Here is a 19,817-nt window from a genome sequence, read left to right as displayed (position 1 = left end):
ACCACCTTTGCGAAGGGAGACTGCGTCAGGTCACCGTACGTGGGTGCCGGAGGACTGGCCAGTAAGCGTTTGATCCCTGTCGGTGGCCGGGAACCTGCCCCTCACGCCCGCGGCTGGGTCCACCTCGGTCCCGTCCGCGCCCATTCCCGTTCCCACTCCGCCAGCCGGTGGCGCAGCGCGATCCGGCGCTCGACCCCGTGTGCTAGGAGCACGAGGGCCGCCGTACCGCCCGCCGCGACCAGCCCGACGGTCACCGTGTGCTGCCAGACCGCCGCGTCGTTCGGCGGCGGCGCGACACTGCGGCCCCGGGCGTCGAACCACACCGCGACCGTGTCACCGGTACGGGTGCCCGCCGGCACCCGGGCCCACGCCGTACGGTTTCCCTTGCCGGGCTCGGTCCAGCGGACGTGGGCGCGGTACGGGTACGCGCGATCGCCCTGCTCGGCGGACAGCCGCTCGGGCGGATCGCCGAACACCTGCGCACGGACCTGGTGGCGCTCGGCCCGCTGGGTGGCCGCGATGCTGCGGGCCGTGTCATGCGCGCGCAGACCCGCGGCCACGCCGACCAGCGGTGTGACCACGAACAGAAGGACGGCGACGATCAGCACCGTCCAAGCTTCCACGACATCCGAGTGGCGCCGCAGCGGATTGCGCCGCCAGCGCCAACCACGCACCCCGGTACGCATGTCCACCTCCTCGCACCGCCGGAGCCGGAGAGCCGACGAGCCGGTCCATGAGGCCCGGACCCGTCACCCCCTTCCCCGCTCACGCACACGAGCGTCCACACCCGTCTCGTACCCCGTACGGAGCACCTCGCTCACGCCGCGAACCGCGGGTTCAAGCCCACTTGGAGCACGGAACGCGCCATGCGCCCCACCGTTGCGCGAACGACCCCCGCGCGCGACCCGGACGGTCAGCCGAACCGCTCGATGCGGATCCGGTCCACCGGCTGGCCCGCCGCGACCAGCAGCCGGGACGCGTGCTCGGCGAATGCGGTGGATCCGCACACATAGGCCTCCCACCCACCGGGAGGCTGCTCGGCCAGGAGCGGCGCCACATGTGCGGCCGCCATACGTCCCACGGGCACACCCTGTGGGGCGCTGCGGGTGAAGACGGGCGTCGTCTCGGCGCCCAGCTCGGCCGCGTAGATCAGTTCCTCGGGGCTGCGTGCGGACACCAGCATGCGCAGCGGCACGGTGAGACCGCGGCTGCGGTGGTGCCGCACCATCGACATCAGCGGGACGATCCCGGAGCCGGCGCCGATCAGCAGCGCGGGCCGGTCGCCCGGCCAGGCGAAGAAGCCGCTCAGCGGCCCGCGCACCTCGACGGTGTCACCGGGGCGGGCGATCGTGTGGAACCAGCCGGAGACCTCGCCGTCCGGCACCCGGTCCAGGGTCAGCTCGATATGCCCGGAGTCGTCCGGCGCCGAGGCGATCGAGTAGTGCCGCTGCGCCACATACCCGTCTGCCGCGGTCAGCCGCAGCAGCAGGTGCTGGCCGGGCAGATGTCCCGCCCAGCCCGGCACCGCCAGCCGGAAGGTGGCCGCGTGCGGCGTCTCCCGCCGGATCTCCGTCACCGTGGCGACCTGCCACACGGCCGCCACCTGATCGCTCACGGCGATGCGTCCGGGCACGGCGAAACGCGGGGTGGGGCCGACGGGGCTGGTGGCCGGGCTGCCCGGGGCCGCGCCGGGCGCGGCCGCGCGCGGCGGCGTGACACCGGCGGCGTCTTGTGAGGAGATGGCTGGCTCCGGGGCTGTGGCGGGGCCGGTCGGGTGCGGGACTGTGGCGCGGGCCGCTGAATCCGGGGCGGGGGCTGTGGTGGGGCCGGTCGGGTGCGGGACTGTGGCGGGTGCGGCCGGATCCGGGGCGGGGGCCGGGGCGTGGGCGGACTCGTCCGGCGTGGCAGTGGCCGCCTTCGGTGCCGTGGCGTGGTTGTTCGGGTTCGTCGTCACCGTGTCAGTCACCGGAGTACCGCTGCTCCTGCCAGGGGTTGCCGCGTTCGTGGTAGCCGTTGCGTTCCCAGAAGCCCGGCTCGTCGTGGTCGAGGAGTGTGAGGCCGGCGATCCACTTGGCGCTCTTCCAGAAGTAGAGGTGGGGCACCAGCAGGCGCGCCGGGCCGCCGTGCTCGGCGGGGAGCGGCTTGCCGTCGTACTCCCAGGCGATCCAGGCCCGCCCGCCGGTGAGGTCGGCGAGCGGCAGGTTGGTGGTGTAGCCGGTGTGGGAGCGGGCGAGCACATGGGTGGCGGACACGTGGGGCCGCACCACATTGAAGAACGCGTCCAGCGAGACCCCGCCGAAACGCACGCCGAACTTCGACCAGCCGGTCACACAGTGGATGTCGCCGTCGTACGCCGACTCCGGCAGCGCGTGCGCCGTGTCCCAGTCCCAGCTGTGCGGCTGTTCGACCAGGCCGTCGATGCGGAAGGACCAGTCGGCCGGTGCGAGATCGGGGGTGACCTCGGCGGACAGGACCGGCCAGTCCTCGCGTGCGTCGTACTGCCCGGGCGGCAGCCCCGGATTGTGGACGCGCGGGCGGCCCGTGAAGCCTCGCGTAACGTTCATGCTGCAACCGTACGTGGTCGTTCCGCGTGCTCCCTCCCTGGTCACCGCCCGTCAGGCCGGATGATTGCGGCCGTATGAATTCTTTCGGACCACGGGAATAGCTCTGCGGCGCTTCTCCTTTGCGCTCGATGCCGGCACCGGTACACCGGTGGCAGGGCGAGAGAAGCGAGGGAAACGGCATGTCCAAGGCGTATGTCCACACGCGGCACGGGGGACCGGAGACGGAGGCGCTGATCGACCTCGACCGTCCCAGCCCGGGCCCCGGCGAGATCCTGATCGCGGTCCGCGCGGCGGGCGTCAATCCCGTCGACTGGAAGCTGCGCCAGGGCTTCCGCCGCCCCGGCGAGGGCGAGCCCGTCTTTCCCACGGTCCTCGGCAGCGAGGCCGCCGGCGTCGTCGAGGAGGTCGGCCCGGGAGTCACCGGCTTCGCCGTGGGTGACGAGGTGTTCGGCAGCGCCGCCCACGGCGCGTTCGCCGAGTACGCCCTGCTCACCGCCGACGGGACCGCCCACAAACCCGCCGCGCTGTCCTTCCGCGAGGCCGCCACCCTCCCGGTCGCCGCCGCGACCGCGTACGACGGGGTCCGCCAGCTCGACCTGCCGGGAGGCTCGACCCTGCTGGTGACGGGCGCGGGCGGCGGCGTCGGCAGCGCTGCGGTGCAGATCGCCCGCGCCTTCGGACTGCGGGTCGTGGGCGTGGCGAGCGAGGGCAAGAGGGAGTTCGTGGAGTCGCTGGGCGCGGTGCACGTGTCCTCCGGGCCCGAGCTGGCCGAGCGGGTGCGGGCCGCCGCGCCGGACGGGATCGACGGGGTGTACGACCTGGTGGGCGGCCCGGTGCTCAGCGAGGCCGCCGAACTGCTGAAGGACCGCGGCAAGCTGGTCACCGCGGGCTCGCCGCAGCAGGCGGCGGCCGCACTCGGCGGCGCCCCCGTCCAGCGGGTCCGCACCGCCGCAGTCCTCGAGGCGGTGGCCGACCTCGTCGTACGCGGCGCCCTGAAGCCGCACATCACCCGCAGCTTCCCGCTGGAGCAGGCGGGCCAGGCGCTGCGCGCCGTCGAGGACGGGCACGCCCTCGGCAAGATCGTGATCGAGGTGGCCGCGTGAGCCTCATAGCCGGAGCGGACCTCGGCGACGGGCCCGCCGCCGACGCCCCGCATGTCCTCGACAACCCCGCCCTCGCCTCCCTGACCGGCCCGCACGCCCGGTTCGCCGAGCGGCGCGGCCGCGTGCTGCGCTACCCCGCCGACGTCTCTCCCTGGCTGGCGCTGCCCGACGAACCGGACGCGCGGGACTGGGCGGACCTGGCCGCGCTGGCCGGTCCCGGCGCGGAGATCCCGCTGGCCGGGTACTGCGGCGAGGTACCGGACGGCTGGGAGATCACCTTCCGGATCGACGGCGTGCAGTTCGTGGACGACGGCCTGGCCGCCGCGCCCGACGCGGAGGCGGTGCGCCTCGGCCCGGCGGACGTACCCGAGATGCTCGACCTCGTGGCCCGCACCCGGCCCGGGCCGTTCCTGCCGCGTACCGTCGAACTCGGCACCTACCTCGGCATCCGCCGCGGCGGCGCGCTGATCGCGATGGCGGGGGAGAGGCTGCACCCGCCGGGCTGGACCGAGATCAGCGCCGTCTGCACCGACCCCGCCTTCCGCGGCGAAGGCCTCGCCACCCGGCTGGTCCTCGCGGTCGCGCACGGCATACGGGAGCGCGGCGAGACGCCGTTCCTGCACACGAGCGCCCAGAACACGGGCGCGATCCGGCTGTATGAGTCCCTCGGCTTCCGGCTCCGCCGCCGTACGGCCTTCCTCGCGGCGCGCGCCCCGGAGCAGCCGGCCGACGCGCGGGCCGCGGTGCCGGTGGCGTAGCTCTCGCGGCCGGCGGTCAGCCGGCCCCGGTCTCGCCCGGACCCGCGTTGTACCGCTCCAGGTAGGCCGCGAAGCGCACCAGGTCCTCCTCCGGCCAGTCGGCGAGCCGCTCGCGGAACGCGGCCCGGCGACTGCGGGTGACCTGGGCGAGGATGCCCCGGCCGCCCTCCGTCAGATGCAGCACCTGGACGCGGTGGTCCTCCGGATCCAGGCGGCGCTCGATCAGCCCGGCCCGCTCCAGCGCGGCCACCTGGCGGCTGACCGTGGACTTGTCGAGCGCGTAGTGGGCGGCGAGATCCGTCGCCCGGCAGCCACCCTGCTCCTCCAGGTGGCCGAGCAGGGTGTACGACACCAGGGACAGCTCGGGGTGCATACGGCCCGCCGAGGCCCGGGCCCGGCGGGCGAAGATGGTCATCTCGCGCTGGATCGTCTCGACGGCCGACTCCGCTGCGCTCACGGGAATACCTCCTCCGGCGTTCTAGTTGTATAGTACAACTTGATGTGGGAGTTGTATAAGCCAACTATTTGGAGGTCGCGCGCGATGAGGTCACCCGCACTGCGCCATGTGCTCACGCACCTGATCACCCCGCTGCTGATGTGCATAGGCATGGGGCTCGCGTACATGGGGGCCTTCGTGACCCCGGAGCCGCACCACCTGCCGGTCGCCGTCGTCGGCAGCGCCCCGCAGGCGAAGGTCTTCGCCCAGGCGGTCAAGGACACCGCCGGGGACAAGCTCGACGTCCGCACGGTCGCGACCCGCGCCGAAGCCGTCGGCCTGCTGAAGTCCAGGGATGTGACCGGCGCCTATGTGCCGAGCGACAAGGCGCCCGAGCTGCTGGTGGCGAGCGCCGCCTCCGACATGGGCGCGACGGCGGTCGAGAAGGTCTTCACGCCGGTCGCCGCCGAGGGGGGCGTGCCGCTGAAGGTCACCGACGTGGCCGAGCCGGTCGCCGACGACCCCACGGGGCAGGGCCTGTTCTTCCTGCTCATCGCCATCAGCATCGGTTCCTACGCCTCGGTCGCCGCGCTCGGTGCCGCGGGCGCCGCCCTCCCTGTGCGGGTACGTGCGCTGCTCACGCTCGGTGTCTCCGCGGTGGTCGGCGGCATCGGAGCGCTGCTCGCCGGACCGGTGTTCCACCTCGCCCACCACGACCTCGCCGGCGTGTGGGGCATGGCCTGGCTGTACTCGGCCGGCATCCTGTTCATCGGGGTCGGACTGCACACCTTCCTGAAGCGGTGGACCACGCTCACCATGATGGTGCTGTTCGTGATGCTCAACTTCACCAGCTCCGGCGGGTTGTTCCGCCCCGAGCTGCAGAACGGCTTCTTCGGCACGCTGCACGCCTTCTGGAACGGCGCCGGCTTCGTCGAGGGCGTGCGCAGTCTGCTGTACTTCGGCGACGACGGTCTCTCGCGCAACGTGTGGACACTGGGCGTCTGGCTGCTGGTGGGCCTGGTCGTGACCGGGATCGCGGCCCTGTACGAGCGGCCCCGGCAGGCCGGGCACGCGGTCGGCCACCCCGGCACCGCGACCGGGACCGAGCCGACTGCCGCGCCCGCCGTGGCACCTGCCGAGCGGGAGGCGGCGCGGGCGGCCGAGGAAGAGGTCGAGGAGACGGTCGGCGTCTGACCCGATGCCGTCCGGAACAGGGAGCGCGCCCGGTGACGGGCGGAGCTCCCTGCCGGCACGTCGTCGGACGGGCCCCTGCCCGGCCTGTCACCCCGCCGCCGACCCGATCGTCACCACCCGCGCCCACGCCGGGGGTGTGTCCGGCCGGTAGTCGGGACGGTCCTCGTCGTACGACCCGCCGGCCCGCGGAAACAGCCCCACCACCGTCCGGCACGACGGCCGTTCGTCCGGCCAGGGCGTCTGACCGTCGGTCAGGACCACCACCGCGTCGGGCCGTGTCCGCAGCGCGCGGGCGAACCCGGTGCGCAGATCCGTCCCGCCGCCGCCCACCAGCTCGATGCCCTCCGTCCGGCACAGCGGCTGCACGGTCCGGGCCGCGGCATCGCAGGACAGTACGGAGACCAGGTCCCGCCGGCCGCCCACGGCCCGGCAGATCGCGGCCACCTCCAGCAGCGCGCTGCCCAGTTCGGCGTCGCTGACCGACCCCGAGGTGTCGATGACGACGCACACCCGGGGCGGCCGGCGCCGCAGACTCGGCAGCACGATCCCGGGCAGCCCGGCCGAACGCCGCGCCGGGCGGCCGTAGCTGTAGTCCTCGCCCACACCCGGAGCGGAGACCGCCGAGCGCAGCGCCGAGCCCAGCAACTGCCGCCACGGCTGCGGCGGATGGAACACCTCCTCCGCCCACCGCCGCCAGCTCCGCGGTGCGTCGCCCGGGCTGCCCTTGATGCCCTGCGCCACCCGGAACCGGACGACGTCCCGCTCCTGCTCGCTCAGCCCGTGCGCGCCGTCCGGCCCCAGCTCCCAGCCCCGGTCCAGCCCGTCGGCGCCGCTGCCGCAGTCCAGCCAGGCCAGCCGATCCAGTCGCGGCCGGAGCCGGAAGGCCCGCAGGTACTCCTCCATCAACCACCCCGAGGGCAGGCTCATCGTCTGCGGTGTCACCGCGCCTTCGGGCTCCACCAGCCCCTCGCCGTACACGTCGTCGTTGATCTCGCAGTCGGCGGCGATGTTCATGCGCAGCCGCTCCGCGGGCCCGGTCAGCTGGTGCTCGCGGGCGAACCGGTCGCTGCGGCCGTGATGATCGCGCAGCAGATGGGCCACCTCGTGCACCCACACCGCCGCCAGTTCCGCCACCGGTGTGCGGTCCACGAACGCCGGTGACACATAGCACCGCCAGTACCGGTCGACCCCCATCGTCGGGACCTCCCGCGATTCCACCGTCCGCAGCGCGAACAGCGCGGTGGCCAGATACGGCCGGACGCGGGCCGCGTGCAGCCGGGCGGCGAACAACTTGCCGAGGTCGAGCGCGCCGGGCGCATCCGCCGTCATCGGTGTGCCCCGGCGACCCGGGCGGCCTGGTCGGCCCGCCGGGACAGCGACACCACACCGGCCAGCCGCTCGATCGCCGCCGGTACGTCCCAGTCCTCCCGGCGCAGGGAGGCCAGTGTGGTCGCCGGCACGACCACCACGTCCGGCGCCCCGGACTCCATCGCCCGCACCAGCAAGGCCCAGGCGGCGTCCCAGCGGGCCCGCTCGGGGCGCCCCCGGACCGCGTCCACCACGCCGTCCAGTACGGCCTGCCGCAGATCTCCGCGCTCGGGCAGTTCGGCGCTCGCCGGGTCGGCGAGCAGCGTCTCGGGGTCGGGCAGGTCCATCCGGTCCAGGCTCGCCAGCAGTTCCAGGCCGGGGCCGTCCCCCACGGTGCCCCGCACCAGCAGCGACAGCACGTCCCGCGAGGATCCGGCGGCGGTCGCGAAGGCGATCAGCCGCAGGGTCGCCTCCCAGCTCCGGGGCGACGGCCATGCGCCGCCCCGGCGGCCCTCCCCGCTCGGCAGCCGGTGCACCAACCCCGGCCGTGCCACGAGGAATTCGCACACCGCACGCCGGGCGAAGGCCACGGCCTCGGACAGCCGCTCCGGGTCGAGCCGGGGCAGGGTCGCCCGCGGCCAGGTCCCGCCGAGGCCCCGCACGACGACGTCGTGATCGTGGCTCCACTGCAGATGCACGAACCGGTTGGCCAGCGGCGGGCTCAGCTCCCAGCCGTCGGCCGCCGAGGAGCGCGGGTTGGCGGCGGCCACGATCCGCACCCCGGGCGGCAGCCGCAGTGCGCCGATCCGCCGCTCCAGCACGAGCCGCAGCAGGGCCGCCTGCACCGCCGGGGGAGCGGTGGACAGCTCGTCCAGGAACAGCAGTCCCCGCCCGGCCCGGACGAGCCGCACCGCCCAGTCCGGCGGGGCCATCGGGACGCCCTGCACCGCCGGATCGTCTCCCACGACGGGCAGACCGGAGAAGTCGGAAGGCTCATGGACGCTCGCGATGACGGTCGTCAGCGGCAGGTCCAGGGCGGAGGCCAGCTGGGTCAGCGCCGCCGTCTTGCCGATGCCCGGCTCGCCCCACAGCAGCACCGGGAGATCGGCGGCCACGGCCAGGGTCAGCGCCTCCAGCTGGACGTCGGAGCGCGGTTCGGTGGTCGTGTCGCGGAGCAGGGCCGACAGGGCTTCGGCGACATCGAGTTGCGGAACGAGGGAGACACGGGTGGTGGCAGCAGTCATGTGGGATCACCTGAAGTGTGTGAAGTGGGCGGAAGAGGAAGGAGGTTCAGAAGAAGGTGACGGTGCGGGTCTGCCGTCGGGCGGGGCGACGGTTTCGGCCGGCGCGGCGGTTCGCATCGGTGGAGGTGCCGCCAGGGCCGGTCAGAGCGGCCCGGTACAGCCCGTAGGCGATGCGCCGCTCGGCGGCCGCCGTGAGTTCGTCCCGCAGCGGTCCCTCGCGCAGCACCGCGCCGGGGCCCAGCAGCCCCTCGACCACGGCCAGGGCGCCTTCGGTGTCCCCGTGGTCCAGCCGTTCCCGCACACCGGCCAGGCAGTCGGGGCGCCGGTGCGCCTCGTCGATGACCCACAGACAGGGAAGTGGCGGTCCGCCGAGCGCGGCCAGCAGCTCCTCGCGCCGGATCTCGTCCGGACCGTGGTCCAGCGGTACCAGGACACCGCCGACCAGGCCGATCCGGTGCGTGGCTCCCCGGCACTGCACCTGACGCGCCTGTTCCACCGGATCCGGATCGCGGAGCGCACCGGTGGCCCTGTGACTGGGCACCAGGCGTCGGCGACCAGGGGATGCAGCCGGTCCGCGCCGATCAGCCCGGCACGCAGCAACTCCAGATCGGGCGCCACCCAGGTCGCCGCATCGGGCAGCACCGGTACGGCGGAGAGCCCGCCCGGCGGAAGCCCGCCGACGATCCTCAGGTGCGGCGCGCCGTCACGGTTTGCGAACTGGTGCGGATGCTCGGCCGGATCCGGGGCGTCGCGCCCTTCGGTGCTGTGGCGGGGGTGGCGGTGGTGCCGTATTCCGGCCGGGCCCGGCGGCCCGTCGGCCGGGCAGGCTGCGTACGGGGGTTCGGTCGGATCCAGGATGTCGTGCCCGTCGGGGAAGTGGTCGGGTCGGCGATGGTGCCGTAACCCGGTCGGGCAGGCTGCGCGCGGGGGTTCGGTCGGATCCTGGGTGTCGCGCCCGTCCGCGACAGGGTGCGGTGGGCCACCGTGCCGTATCTCGGCCGGGCCCGGCGGCCTGTCGGATGGGTCGGTCCCGCGCCGGTTCTCGGCCGGCTCCGGTGTGTCCCCATCCGCCGCCACCGCCAGCAGCAAGCGGCGGCCGCCGCCGAGCCGTACGGCGAAGGTTCCGCCGGAGTGTCCGTCGGCGCGCAGCAGGATGCCCGCCTCGGCCGCCCACCGGCCGACGGCACAGCCGTGCCCCGGCGGGACGAGACCCAGCGGATCGTGGTCCGGCGGCGCGGGACCGCCGGCGCCCGACCGGTCCCGCAGCTCGCCGGCCCTGCTCGCGTCCCACAGATGCCGGTGCAGATCGAGCCGGTAGCGGCGGTTCGGGCGGGGATGCGGATGGCGGCCGGCGGGCGGGTCGGCCGGATCGAACAGGGCGAGGCTGATCCGCTGCCCGGCGTCCGCCCAGGCCGGCGGCGTACGGGCCACGAGATGCAGTGGGCCGGCCCGGCCGGGCCGCTCGTACCGGGCCAGTGTCAGCGTCAGGCCGGGGCGCAGCAGTCCGTCGGGTGCGATCCTCGGCATGTGCCAGCGCAACAGGTCCGGGGCGAGACAGCGCAGGTCGGCGCGGAGCCGGGCCGCGGTCTCCCGGCCGTGGGCCCGGGCGACGGAACGCAGATCGAGGTCGACGTCGATCCGGGCGGCGGCGCAGGCCCCCGCCCAGTCCCCGGCGGCACGCCGGCCGGTGGCGAGCTCGATCATGGACGGTGGCACGGCGTACGTCCGTACGCGCAGCCACAAGGAAAGCCGGGAATCCCCGTACGCGGTGGAAGGGAGCATCAGCGCTCACCTTGCGCGGACGGGACCCCCAATCTCTGCGAGGCGTGAGTCGTCATCGCGGCGAGCGTAGCCGCCCGGCCCGCACCGCGCCAGGCGTTTTTCCCACCCGGAGCCGGGCGCACCCGTTGGGGTAGGGTGGCCGTCCGGTCGCGGACGGCGCACCGGCAGCGGTGACCGCGAGAGCGCCCTGAAGTCCCGCGGTCCGAAAGGCTTTCCGCCCCATGTCTTCTCCCGGTTCCCTGTCTTCTTCGTCCCCCGCCACCCTCGTCTCCGCCCTGCGCGCCGCCGGGTGTGTCTTCGCCGAGGACGAGGCGGAGCTGATCCTCGCCACCGCCCGCACGCCCGAGGAAGCGGCCTCGATGGTGGAACGGCGCGCCGCCGGGCACCCGCTCGAACACATCCTGGGCTGGGCCGAGTTCCGCGGACTGCGCGTCACGGTGGAACCGGGGGTCTTCGTCCCCCGCCGCCGTACCGAGTTCCTGGTCGACCAGGCGCTGGCCCAGGTGCCGCGGGCGAGCGTCGTCGTGGACCTGTGCTGTGGCTCCGGCGCGCTCGGCGCGGCCCTCGCCGCCGCCCTGGACGGCGCCGAGGTGCACGCGGCCGACATCGACCCGGCCGCCGTGCACTGTGCCTCGCGCAACCTCGCCGCCTTCGACGGCCGGGCCCATCAGGGCGACCTCTACGACGCCCTGCCCACCGCGCTGCGCGGCCGCGTGAGCATCCTCACCGCCAACGTGCCCTACGTCCCCACCGCCGAACTGCCCCTGCTGCCGGCCGAGGCACGCGACCATGAACCGCGCGTCGCCCTGGACGGCGGCGCCGACGGCCTGGACGTCCTGCGCCGGGTGGCCGCAGGAGCGCCCGAGTGGCTCGCACCGGGCGGCTGTCTGCTGACCGAGACCAGCGAACGCCAGGCACGCGCCGCCGTACGAGCCTTCTCCGACGCGGGTCTGACGGCCCGTCTGGCAGTGTCGGAGGAGCTGTCCGCGCACGTGGTGATCGGCGTACTGCCGTAACCGTCAGGGCAGTTCCAGCGCCCGGGCGATGAGCAGGGCGACGTCGTCGTGGTTGTCGGGGTGGTGCAGGGTCCGCAGAAGGAAGTCGCAGGTCTCCTCCAGGGGGCGGGCCGGGTCGTCGAGCAGGGACAGCAGGAAGTCCAGGCGCTCGTCCAGGGAGTGGGAGCGGGTCTCCACCAGCCCGTCGGTGTAGAACACCAGCTCGTCGCCGGGCTCGAAGTCGACGGTGACGGTGGAGAACGGGACCCCGCCCACGCCCAGCGGCACCCCGGTCGGCAGGTCGAGCAGTTCCGGCGGCCGACCCGGGCGGAGCCGGGCCGGCGGCAGATGGCCGGCGTTGGCGATCCGGCACTGCCGCAGATGCGGATCGTGCACGGCGTACATACAGGTCGCGATGGAGTGGTCCAGGGCCGACGTGGTCTTGTCCAGGTGCTCCAGCAGCAGTGCCGGGTCGAGGTCCAGGGCGGCCAGCGTGGTGGTCGCGGTGCGCAGCCGGCCCATGGTCGCGGCCGCGCTGAGCCCGCTGCCCATCACATCGCCCACCACGAGCGCGGTCTTGCCGCCCTCCAGCGGGATGACGTCGAACCAGTCGCCGCCGACCTCGCTGGTGGCCCCGGCGGGCTGGTAGCGGGAGGCCACCTCAAGGCCGGTCGTCACCGGCGGGCTGCTGGGCAGCAGACTCCGCTGCAGGGTGAGGGCGGTGTTGCGGGCGTTCTGGTACCAGCGCGCGTTGTCGATCTGCACGGCCGCGCGGGCCGCCAGCTCCCGGGCGAGCAGCACGTCGTCCTCGTCGAACGGCGCCGGATTGCGGGTGCGTTTGAGATCCAGGGCGCCCAGCACCTCGCCGCGCGCGATCAGCGGCACCGCGAGATACGAGTGCAGCCCCGCCCGGCCCAGCTGTTCGGCCGCCTCGGGGCAGCGGGCGATACGCGGCAGATCCTCGTCCTTCACCTGCGGCACCAGCACCGCCTCGCCCGAGCGCACACACTCGGTGACCAGCCGGTCGGGTCCGTACCGCGCGATCCGGCCGGGCGGATCGGCGGCCAGCACCGTGTCCGAGCCGTCCTGCGGACGCACCGCGAGAGCCCGGATCACCGCCGACTCCGACGGTCCGAGCGTGCTGCGCCGGCCCTCCACCACCGAGTCCAGCAGATCCACGGCCGCCACGTCGGCGAGCTCCGGTACCGCGACCTCGGCCAACTCGCAGGCCGTGCGCTCCAGTTCGAGCGTCGTACCGATCCGGGCGGAGGCGTCGGCGATGACCGCGAGTCGACGGCGGGCGGCCTCCGCCTCCATGGAGGCCCGGTGCTGCTCGGTGATGTCGACCACCGTGACCGCGACACCGAGCACGTTGCCCATGGCATCCTCGAGCCGGTACAGCGAATGAGCCCAGGCGTGGTCCTCGTCCGGGTCGGCGGGAGTACGGCCGACCAGTGTGTTGTCGATGACGGGCACGCCGGTGTCCAGCACCTGCCGGGCGTCGGTCTCCACCGGCTCGGAGTCCAGCATGGGCAGCACCTCGCGCATCGTCCGCCCCACGTGTTCTGCGGCCGGCACCCCGTTGATCTTCTCCAGGGCCGGGTTGACCGAGACGAACCGCAGCTGGGTGTCCAGGACGGCGTAGCCGATCGGCGACTGCCTCACCATCCGCTCGGACAGTGCCACGTCCTGCTCCAGACGCCGTACGGTCGACTGGTCGGCGCACAGCCCGAGCGCGTACACGTCACCGCGGTCGTCCAGCAGCCGCATGTTGCGGAACTCCACCAGGCGGGTGCTGCCGTCCTTGTGCCGGATCGGGAAGCCGCCGGCCCAGCTCTGCCCGGTGCGCATGACGTCGGCGAAGAGCTTGCCGACCAGCTCGAAGTGCCGCTCGTGGACCATCAGCCGGGCGGCGTACTGGCCGAGGGCCTCCTGTGCGCTGTATCCGAACAGCTCCTCCGCCTGCGGGCTCCACAGCACGATCCGGCCGGTGGTGTCCAGCACCACGGACGCCACGCCCAGCACGTCGAGCAGCCCGCCCGGCCGCACCGGTCCGCGCGCGGGCTCGCCGCCCTCCGTCACCGGAGCCTCGGCTGCACTCATGCCATGCACCGCCTTCGCCCGTCCGCACGGCACGTCGTCCCCCGTGCCGACTCCCCTTGATCCACCGCGTTCACACCCGACTCTCCGACGCCGTCGCCGGTACCTCCACCATCTCTCACCACAGCCGTGCACGTCCGCCGAAGCCGTCACGCCGGGACCGGACTCCTGTCCCGGACATCCTGCACGCCCGTTCGGTGGACGGGGAGAGTTCACGCTCATGTTGCTGCATTGGCCTGTACATGACCATCACGCCACGCCAGACTGTCCGCCGACCGAGTGTTCCCGCCCCCGCACCCCGCCCGAGGAGTCGGCCATGCCCGCGCCCGCCCGGCAACGTTGTCACGCAGTCCTCGCCGGAATCGTCACCTTCGTCACCGCCGCCGTCGTGTCCCTCACCGCACCCGCGCCTGCCTCCGCGGCCGACAACTGGACGGAGACCGGCTCCGACCACGCCAGACCGCTGGACGAGAGCCAGGGGCTGACCTCCGTGGAGGTTCCCGCGAACAGCCCCAACCGGTACACCGGTATCGGCACCATTCCCCTCGGTGTCTCCATGCGCGGCTGGAACCACGTCGGAGACCCCGATGCCTCGTACAACGGCTACTACATCGAGCCCTACCAGCAGGATTCCGGCAACTCGAAGATGTACCGCGTGCAGGCGCCCGACGGCACCTGGTCGGAGTACGTCCACACGCTCAGCCCCGGCGAGGCCCTCAACAACTCCTGGGACGCGATCTCGCCCGACGGCCAGTGGATGCTCTCGGGCGAGTGGGGCACGATGAACCGCCTGCTGGTCTTCCCCACCCCCGGCGTCAACCCGTCCACCTCGCCCTCGGCGAACCTCCCGCAGGTCTCCACGGTCAACCTCGACCACGCCGTCCGCGACGTCCAGGGCTGCGACTTCTCCGGCCCCACCACCCTGCTGTGCGCCTCCGACGACCCCGACGGCAGCCTCTTCGGCCTCACCAAGCCGCTGCTCCAGATCGACCTGTCGGCCCCGCCGAACGGGTCCGGGGACGTCACCGGCCATGTCACCGCTCTGCGCCGGCTGCCGCTGCGCAGCTCCTGCTCGGGCACCTTCGAGGTGGAGGGAATCGACTACGACCGCCGCACCGGGATCCTGCGCGTGATCGTGATGTCGCCGGGCTTCTGCATCCTGACGGACAGCAAGACGTACAAGTTCTCCCGCGGCTGAGCCCGCCTGGGGTGTGCCGACCGGCGGGTGGTGCTTTCCTGGGGATGGACGCGGTTCGGCGGGGTACTCCGTTCCACCGCGGCGCGGCACGAAAGGAGCGATCAATGGCACACACGGAGCGGTCGCATCCGGAAACCGTCACGGTGGAGATCAGCGGTTCCAAGGAGGACGCCCGCCTCGTCTTCGACGCGCTGAGGTCCTGCTTCGCGTCCGACCGGGGCGCGGACGAGATCCCTCAGCAGCTCCACGAGGTCCGGCCGATGGTGTGGCTGGGCACGTACGACGTCGCCGACGCCCGGGGGCCGGGCTGCCCGCCGGTCCACCTCGACGGGGCCGTCCAGGCGGACGTCCAGGGCGGCTACTGGGCCGTGGACCGGTTCCGGCACACCCTGGACTCGATATTCACCGTCGAGGAGACCTGCACGGCCTCCGGCGACCAGGAGAGGGACCTGCATCTGCTGCTGAGCAGCCGCTGATCCTCCCGGGTGCCACGCAGAGTTCTGGCGGGCTCTGACTGTACATACTGGTAGGTACAGAGTGGTCGGTGTCACCTTGCGATGGTTGTGCAACTAGTTGCATAAAGGCTCGGGCTTCCTCTACAACAAGAGGCGACGACACCGCGCACGGAGGGCCCGATGAGCCGTTACCCGCATCTGATGACCCCGCTCGACCTGGGCTTCACCACTTTGCCCAACCGCGTGCTCATGGGCTCCATGCACGTCGGCCTGGAGGAGGCCGAGCGCGGCTTCGAGCGCATGGCGGCGTTCTACGCGGCCCGCGCCCGCGGCGGCGTGGGCCTCATCGTCACCGGCGGCATCGCGCCCAACGACGAGGGCCGGCCGTACGAGGGCGGCGCCAGGCTCACCACCGAGGCGGAGGCCGAGCAGCACCAGGTGGTCACCGAGGCCGTGCACCGCGAGGGCGGCCGGATCGCCATGCAGATCCTGCACTTCGGGCGGTACGCCTACCACCAGGACCTGGTCGCACCCAGCCCGCTCCAGGCACCGATCAGCCCCTTCGTGCCGCGCGAACTCACCGACGCCGACGTCGAGCGCACCATCGACGACTACGCCCGCGCCGCCCGCCTCGCCCGGCAGGCCGGCTACGACGGCGTGGAGATCATGGGCTCCGAGGGCTATCTGATCAACGAGTTCATCGCCGCGCAGACCAACCAGCGCACCGACCGCTGGGGCGGGTCGTACGAGAACCGGATGCGTTTCCCCGTCGAGATCGTCAAACGGGTCCGCGAGGCCGTCGGCGAGGACTTCATCGTCATCTACCGGCTGTCCATGCTCGACCTGGTCCCGGGCGGTTCCTCGCTGGACGAGGTGATCGCCCTAGGCAAGGCGGTCGAGGCCGCCGGGGCGACGATCATCAACACCGGCATCGGCTGGCACGAGGCCCGCATCCCCACCATCGCCACCTCCGTCCCGCGCGGCGCCTACACCTGGGTCACCAAGAAGCTCATGGGTGAGGTGTCCGTGCCGCTGGTGACCACCAACCGCATCAACACCCCGGAGCTGGCTGAGGAGTTGCTGGCCGGCGGCTACGCGGACATGGTCTCCATGGCCCGCCCGATGCTCGCCGACCCCGACTTCGTCGCCAAGGCCGCCGCCGGCACTCCCGAGGCCATCAACACCTGCATCGGCTGCAACCAGGCCTGCCTCGACCACACCTTCAGCGGCAAGATCACCTCCTGCCTGGTCAACCCGCGCGCCTGCCACGAGACCGAGCTGCTGCTCTCCCCGACCCGGCTGAAGAAGCGCGTCGCCGTCGTCGGCGCGGGACCGGCGGGCCTGGCCTGCGCGGTGAGCGCCGCCGAACGCGGCCACGAGGTCACGCTCTTCGACGCCGCGAGCGAGATCGGCGGCCAGCTCAACGTCGCCCGCAAGGTCCCCGGCAAGCAGGAGTTCGACGAGACGCTGCGCTACTTCCGCCACCAGCTCGACGCGCACGGGGTCGACGTACGCCTCGACACCTGGGTCACCGCCGAGACCGTGGCGGGCTACGACGAGGTCGTGGTCGCCACCGGCGTCACCCCGCGCACCCCGGACATCCCCGGCGTCGACCACCCCCGCGTCGTCGGCTACCTCGACGTGCTCCAGGGCCGCGTGCCGGTCGGCGACCGGGTCGCCGTCCTCGGCGCCGGCGGCATCGGCTTCGACGTCGCCGAATACCTCACCGACGGCGCGGACAAGGCGAGCGAGGACCCGGAGACGTACTTCCGCGCCTGGGGCGTCGACATGGACTACCGGACGCCGGGCGGCCTCGCCGCGCCCCAGCGGCCCACCCCGCCCCGCCAGGTCCACCTGCTGCAGCGCAAGACCACCAAGGTCGGCGCGGGCCTCGGCAAGACCACCGGCTGGATCCACCGCACCGAGCTCAAGCACCGCGGCGTGACCATGGTCCCGGGCGTCCGCTACGACCGGATCGACGACGCGGGCCTGCACCTGACCGTCGGCGAGGAGAGCACGGTGCTGGAGGTCGACACGGTGGTCCTGTGCACCGGCCAGGAGCCGCGCCGCGACCTGTACGAGGAGCTGGCCGCCGCCGGGCGCAGCGTGCACCTCATCGGCGGCGCGGACGTCGCCGCCGAGCTGGACGCCAAGCGGGCCATCAAGCAGGGCACGGAGCTGGCGGCGGCGCTGTAGGGCGCCAGCCGGCGATCCCTAGGATGAGGGCATGTCACTCCCGCACGCGATCCTCACCGCCCTGCTGGAAAAGCCGTCGTCGGGACTGGAGCTGACCCGCCGGTTCGACAAGTCGATCGGCTACTTCTGGTCCGCGACGCACCAGCAGATCTATCGCGAGCTGGGGAAGCTGGAGGCCGACGGCCTCATCCGCACCCTGCCGGCGCAGGCGCCGGCCCGCGGGCAGAAGAAGAGCTACGAGGTCCTGCCCGCGGGCCGCGCCGAACTGGCCCGCTGGACCGCCGCCGCGCAGGACCCCAAGCCGCTGCGGGACACGCTCCTGCTGCGGCTGCGGGCCGCGGCGGTGGTCGGCACGGCGGGCCTGGAGGCGGACCTGCGCCGTCATCTGGAGCGGCACCGGCGGCAGTTGGCCGAGTACCAGGAGATCGAGAAGCGCGACTTCCCGCCGGACCGGGACGCCCCCGAGGACCGGCTGCGCCATCTCGTGCTGCGGGCCGGCATCGACCTGGAGACCTTCTGGACCCAGTGGCTCACCCATGCCCTGGCGGAGTTCGCCGAACTGCCGCCCGAGGGCGACTGAGCCGGGTCCGCGGCCGCTGCGTCAGAGCCGGTACGGCTTCGCACGCCGGCGCAGATACCAGCCCGTGGCGATGGCCCCGGTGCCCACCAGGGCCGCGCCGATGCCCAGCGTCAGCGGACCGTAGTCCCGGGCGGCACCGCCCAGACCGCCCAGCACACCCCGGGAGGGCGCCGGCGAGGACGTCGAGGATTTCGTCTGCCCCGAGCCGGACGAGACGATCACCGACCGGGTGCCCGCGGTGCTGCCGTTGGAGCAGACCACGACCACGGTGTACGTCCCCGGGTTCACCTTCGACCAGGCCGCGGACTGGCGGACGGACGTGCCGGCCAGTGGCACCTGCCGGCCCTGGGAGAAGTTCGCCTGCTTGCTGGTGAGCAGGGCCGCGTTGCCCCAGCTGCCGTTGATCTCGGAACAGGCGCTGGTGACCACCGAGACGGTGGACCCGGTGGTGCTGACGGAGATGCCGGAGGCCGCGGCGGACGGTCCGGCGAGGGTGGCCGGGAGCGCCGCGGCGGCCGCCAGGGTCAGGCCGGAGCGGACGAGCAGTCGCGAGGTGTGCATGGGCTGGCCTTTCGGTGGCACGGCCGGCGGTACGTCCCATGCGCCGCCAGGGGTCGGAGAACGTCCGTGCTGTCTGGGCAGCAGCCAACGCGGCCACGGGGGTGCCCGCACCCGGTGGGCAGCCGGTCAGGTGACGGTTTCCTTCGGCCGGCGCAGGGCGGCATGGGCTGCGCCCTCCCCCATCAGCCCTACGTCGTCACCGTCAGCTCCGGCGACCAGCCGCCCCACGTGCCGTCCGGCAGCCGTGCCCGCAGCCGCACCCGGTGTTCCTCGCCCGGGGCCCGGCCGACGTAGAAGCTGTAGGTCGCCCGGCCGCGCGGGGGAGTGCCGCCCCACACCAGCGAGGTCGCCGCGGTGCCGTCGAGCCTGATCTGGTACTCGGTGACCACGCCGTCCGTGCGCGGCGGATCCCAGGACAGATCGATGTAGTTCGCCCCGCCGGCCCGGTGGGTCTTCGCGGTGAAGCCGGCGGGCGCGGTGTTCCGGCCGTCGTCGGTGCCCGGGGTGGTGAGGCGGACCGGGGCGCTCGCGGGGGAGAGGTTGTCGGCGGCGTCGTGGGATCGCACCGTGAAGACGTAACGGGTGCCGGGGCGCAGTCCCGTGACCACGGTCGCGGTCTGGTTCCCGCCGACGCTGTGGATCTTCGCCTCGCCCTGGTACACGTCGTACGACACCACGCCCCGGTCGTCGCGGGACGCGCCCCAGGACAGCTGGACCTCCCGGGCGCCGAGCACCCGCCCCGCGGGATGCGACGGCCGGGTGGGTGCCGAGCGGTCCGCCGCCACCCTCGCCGGGGTCCGCGCCCGCACCGTACGACTCGGCGGCCCGAGCCGCCCCTCGGTGTCCCGGGCCCGCACGGTGAAGGCATACACGGTGGACGGCCTGAGCCTGGTGACGTCCACCATGTGCTGTGAACCAGGCACGTCCTCCACCTTCGTGGTGCCGCGATACACCTCGTAGGTGCGGATGCCGGGGCTGTCCGGCACCGCGTTCCACATCACGTGCACGCTGGTGGCGCTGCCCGCCTGCGCGGTGACCCCGCCAGGAGCGCCGGGTGCCCGGCCTTCGTCGCCTTCGTCGGCCTGGCTCCAGGCGCAGGACGCGACCAGCAGCAGGGCCCCGCAGACCGGCACGAGCGGCCATGGAACACGTCGCACGGCTCTGCCTCCCCGGGGACGGCGCCATGGGCATAACGCAAAGGTCCGGACCAATATGGGGCGGCGGGTGCGGGCGCGGCAAGAGGGCCGCACGGGTGACCTGAGGGGCCCGCGTTGGTGACCATGCCGGGAAGTTACGTATGCTGAGGCTTCCTAGGGCTGAACTACCCGAGAGGGCAGGGAAGT

General features: G+C 73.2%; 18 protein-coding genes. 8 read left to right on the top strand and 10 right to left on the bottom strand.

Translation table 11 applies throughout. From position 1 onward, the window contains the following. Positions 1–101 precede the first annotated feature (101 nt). The 3 genes from ACZ418_RS30645 to ACZ418_RS30635 form a co-directional block, all read right to left on the bottom strand. A complete protein-coding gene (locus tag ACZ418_RS30645; RefSeq protein ID WP_468369362.1) occupies positions 102–686 on the bottom strand; it encodes an Rv1733c family protein in 585 nt (194 codons plus the stop codon). A 227-nt stretch (positions 687–913) separates the two neighbouring features. Then, a complete protein-coding gene (locus ACZ418_RS30640) occupies positions 914–1,633 on the bottom strand; it encodes a ferredoxin reductase (RefSeq protein WP_468369637.1) in 720 nt (239 codons plus the stop codon). A gap of 325 nt (positions 1,634–1,958) precedes the next feature. Then, complete coding sequence (locus ACZ418_RS30635) at positions 1,959–2,564, bottom strand: sulfite oxidase-like oxidoreductase (protein WP_468369359.1); 606 nt, start codon at positions 2,562–2,564, stop codon at positions 1,959–1,961. Positions 2,565–2,743: 179 nt separating this feature from the next. Here ACZ418_RS30635 and ACZ418_RS30630 point away from each other — a divergent pair, with 179 nt between their 5' ends. Together ACZ418_RS30630 and ACZ418_RS30625 are read left to right on the top strand one after the other, a co-directional pair. Continuing rightward, a complete protein-coding gene (locus ACZ418_RS30630; RefSeq protein WP_468369357.1) occupies positions 2,744–3,667 on the top strand; it encodes a quinone oxidoreductase family protein in 924 nt (307 codons plus the stop codon). 5 nt (positions 3,668–3,672) lie between these two features. After that, positions 3,673–4,425 (top strand): GNAT family N-acetyltransferase, encoded by a 753-nt coding sequence (locus ACZ418_RS30625; protein WP_468369634.1) that lies wholly within the window; start codon positions 3,673–3,675, stop codon positions 4,423–4,425. A gap of 16 nt (positions 4,426–4,441) precedes the next feature. Here ACZ418_RS30625 and ACZ418_RS30620 read toward each other — a convergent pair whose 3' ends face one another. Beyond that, complete coding sequence (locus ACZ418_RS30620) at positions 4,442–4,840, bottom strand: MarR family winged helix-turn-helix transcriptional regulator (protein ID WP_468369631.1); 399 nt, start codon at positions 4,838–4,840, stop codon at positions 4,442–4,444. A gap of 126 nt (positions 4,841–4,966) precedes the next feature. Here ACZ418_RS30620 and ACZ418_RS30615 point away from each other — a divergent pair, with 126 nt between their 5' ends. Beyond that, on the top strand, positions 4,967–6,055 hold the full coding sequence (locus tag ACZ418_RS30615) for an ABC-2 transporter permease (RefSeq protein WP_468369354.1): 1,089 nt from the start codon (positions 4,967–4,969) through the stop codon (positions 6,053–6,055). 87 nt (positions 6,056–6,142) lie between these two features. Here ACZ418_RS30615 and ACZ418_RS30610 read toward each other — a convergent pair whose 3' ends face one another. From ACZ418_RS30610 to ACZ418_RS30600, 3 genes are all read right to left on the bottom strand, one after another. Beyond that, positions 6,143–7,384 (bottom strand): vWA domain-containing protein, encoded by a 1,242-nt coding sequence (locus ACZ418_RS30610; RefSeq protein ID WP_468369351.1) that lies wholly within the window; start codon positions 7,382–7,384, stop codon positions 6,143–6,145. Then, entirely contained in the window at positions 7,381–8,607 is a 1,227-nt protein-coding gene (locus ACZ418_RS30605) for an AAA family ATPase (RefSeq protein WP_468369348.1), read from the bottom strand. Before ACZ418_RS30605 ends, ACZ418_RS30610 begins: the two co-directional genes overlap by 4 nt. 141 nt (positions 8,608–8,748) lie before the next feature. After that, complete coding sequence (locus ACZ418_RS30600) at positions 8,749–10,389, bottom strand: hypothetical protein (protein WP_468369345.1); 1,641 nt, start codon at positions 10,387–10,389, stop codon at positions 8,749–8,751. A gap of 221 nt (positions 10,390–10,610) precedes the next feature. On the opposite strand from ACZ418_RS30600, the gene ACZ418_RS30595 reads away from it, so the two are divergent. Then, complete coding sequence (locus ACZ418_RS30595; RefSeq protein ID WP_468369343.1) at positions 10,611–11,405, top strand: putative protein N(5)-glutamine methyltransferase; 795 nt, start codon at positions 10,611–10,613, stop codon at positions 11,403–11,405. A gap of 3 nt (positions 11,406–11,408) precedes the next feature. On the opposite strand, the gene ACZ418_RS30590 is transcribed toward ACZ418_RS30595, so the two are convergent. After that, positions 11,409–13,487 (bottom strand): SpoIIE family protein phosphatase, encoded by a 2,079-nt coding sequence (locus ACZ418_RS30590; RefSeq protein WP_468369340.1) that lies wholly within the window; start codon positions 13,485–13,487, stop codon positions 11,409–11,411. A 313-nt stretch (positions 13,488–13,800) separates the two neighbouring features. On the opposite strand from ACZ418_RS30590, the gene ACZ418_RS30585 reads away from it, so the two are divergent. The 4 genes from ACZ418_RS30585 (at position 13,801) to ACZ418_RS30570 (ending at position 17,913) form a co-directional block, all read left to right on the top strand. After that, positions 13,801–14,682 (top strand): hypothetical protein, encoded by an 882-nt coding sequence (locus ACZ418_RS30585; protein WP_468369337.1) that lies wholly within the window; start codon positions 13,801–13,803, stop codon positions 14,680–14,682. Between the two features lie 104 nt (positions 14,683–14,786). Continuing rightward, complete coding sequence (locus ACZ418_RS30580) at positions 14,787–15,158, top strand: hypothetical protein (protein WP_468369334.1); 372 nt, start codon at positions 14,787–14,789, stop codon at positions 15,156–15,158. Between the two features lie 159 nt (positions 15,159–15,317). After that, on the top strand, positions 15,318–17,333 hold the full coding sequence (locus tag ACZ418_RS30575; protein ID WP_468369332.1) for an NADPH-dependent 2,4-dienoyl-CoA reductase: 2,016 nt from the start codon (positions 15,318–15,320) through the stop codon (positions 17,331–17,333). Between the two features lie 31 nt (positions 17,334–17,364). Next, positions 17,365–17,913 carry a PadR family transcriptional regulator gene (locus tag ACZ418_RS30570; RefSeq protein WP_468369329.1) on the top strand — a complete coding sequence of 183 codons (549 nt, stop codon included), beginning with the start codon at positions 17,365–17,367 and terminating at the stop codon, positions 17,911–17,913. 21 nt (positions 17,914–17,934) lie between these two features. On the opposite strand, the gene ACZ418_RS30565 is transcribed toward ACZ418_RS30570, so the two are convergent. Continuing rightward, positions 17,935–18,474: a hypothetical protein gene (locus tag ACZ418_RS30565; protein WP_468369326.1), complete on the bottom strand. Its 540-nt coding sequence runs from the start codon at positions 18,472–18,474 to the stop codon at positions 17,935–17,937. A 188-nt stretch (positions 18,475–18,662) separates the two neighbouring features. Next, a complete protein-coding gene (locus tag ACZ418_RS30560; RefSeq protein WP_468369323.1) occupies positions 18,663–19,631 on the bottom strand; it encodes a fibronectin type III domain-containing protein in 969 nt (322 codons plus the stop codon). Between the last annotated feature and the right edge of the window lie 186 nt (positions 19,632–19,817).

The organism is Streptomyces sp. NPDC030820 (assembly GCF_055572075.1).
Note: the sequence above shows the minus strand (reverse complement) of the source record. Positions and strands in the feature narration are given on the sequence as shown.

Bases quoted from the DNA above. Each gene is read 5' to 3' on its own strand.
- ACZ418_RS30645 (WP_468369362.1), bottom strand. From the start codon at position 686: ATGCGTACCGGGGTGCGTGGTTGGCGCTGGCGGCGCAATCCGCTGCGG.
- ACZ418_RS30635 (WP_468369359.1), bottom strand. From the start codon at position 2,564: ATGAACGTTACGCGAGGCTTCACGGGCCGCCCGCGCGTCCACAATCCG.
- ACZ418_RS30630 (WP_468369357.1), top strand. From the start codon at position 2,744: ATGTCCAAGGCGTATGTCCACACGCGGCACGGGGGACCGGAGACGGAG.
- ACZ418_RS30620 (WP_468369631.1), bottom strand. From the start codon at position 4,840: ATGACCATCTTCGCCCGCCGGGCCCGGGCCTCGGCGGGCCGTATGCAC.
- ACZ418_RS30615 (WP_468369354.1), top strand. From the start codon at position 4,967: ATGAGGTCACCCGCACTGCGCCATGTGCTCACGCACCTGATCACCCCG.
- ACZ418_RS30610 (WP_468369351.1), bottom strand. From the start codon at position 7,384: ATGACGGCGGATGCGCCCGGCGCGCTCGACCTCGGCAAGTTGTTCGCC.
- ACZ418_RS30605 (WP_468369348.1), bottom strand. From the start codon at position 8,607: ATGACTGCTGCCACCACCCGTGTCTCCCTCGTTCCGCAACTCGATGTC.
- ACZ418_RS30600 (WP_468369345.1), bottom strand. From the start codon at position 10,389: ATGCTCCCTTCCACCGCGTACGGGGATTCCCGGCTTTCCTTGTGGCTG.
- ACZ418_RS30595 (WP_468369343.1), top strand. From the start codon at position 10,611: ATGTCTTCTCCCGGTTCCCTGTCTTCTTCGTCCCCCGCCACCCTCGTC.
- ACZ418_RS30590 (WP_468369340.1), bottom strand. From the start codon at position 13,487: ATGAGTGCAGCCGAGGCTCCGGTGACGGAGGGCGGCGAGCCCGCGCGC.
- ACZ418_RS30585 (WP_468369337.1), top strand. From the start codon at position 13,801: ATGCCCGCGCCCGCCCGGCAACGTTGTCACGCAGTCCTCGCCGGAATC.
- ACZ418_RS30580 (WP_468369334.1), top strand. From the start codon at position 14,787: ATGGCACACACGGAGCGGTCGCATCCGGAAACCGTCACGGTGGAGATC.
- ACZ418_RS30575 (WP_468369332.1), top strand. From the start codon at position 15,318: ATGAGCCGTTACCCGCATCTGATGACCCCGCTCGACCTGGGCTTCACC.
- ACZ418_RS30570 (WP_468369329.1), top strand. From the start codon at position 17,365: ATGTCACTCCCGCACGCGATCCTCACCGCCCTGCTGGAAAAGCCGTCG.
- ACZ418_RS30565 (WP_468369326.1), bottom strand. From the start codon at position 18,474: ATGCACACCTCGCGACTGCTCGTCCGCTCCGGCCTGACCCTGGCGGCC.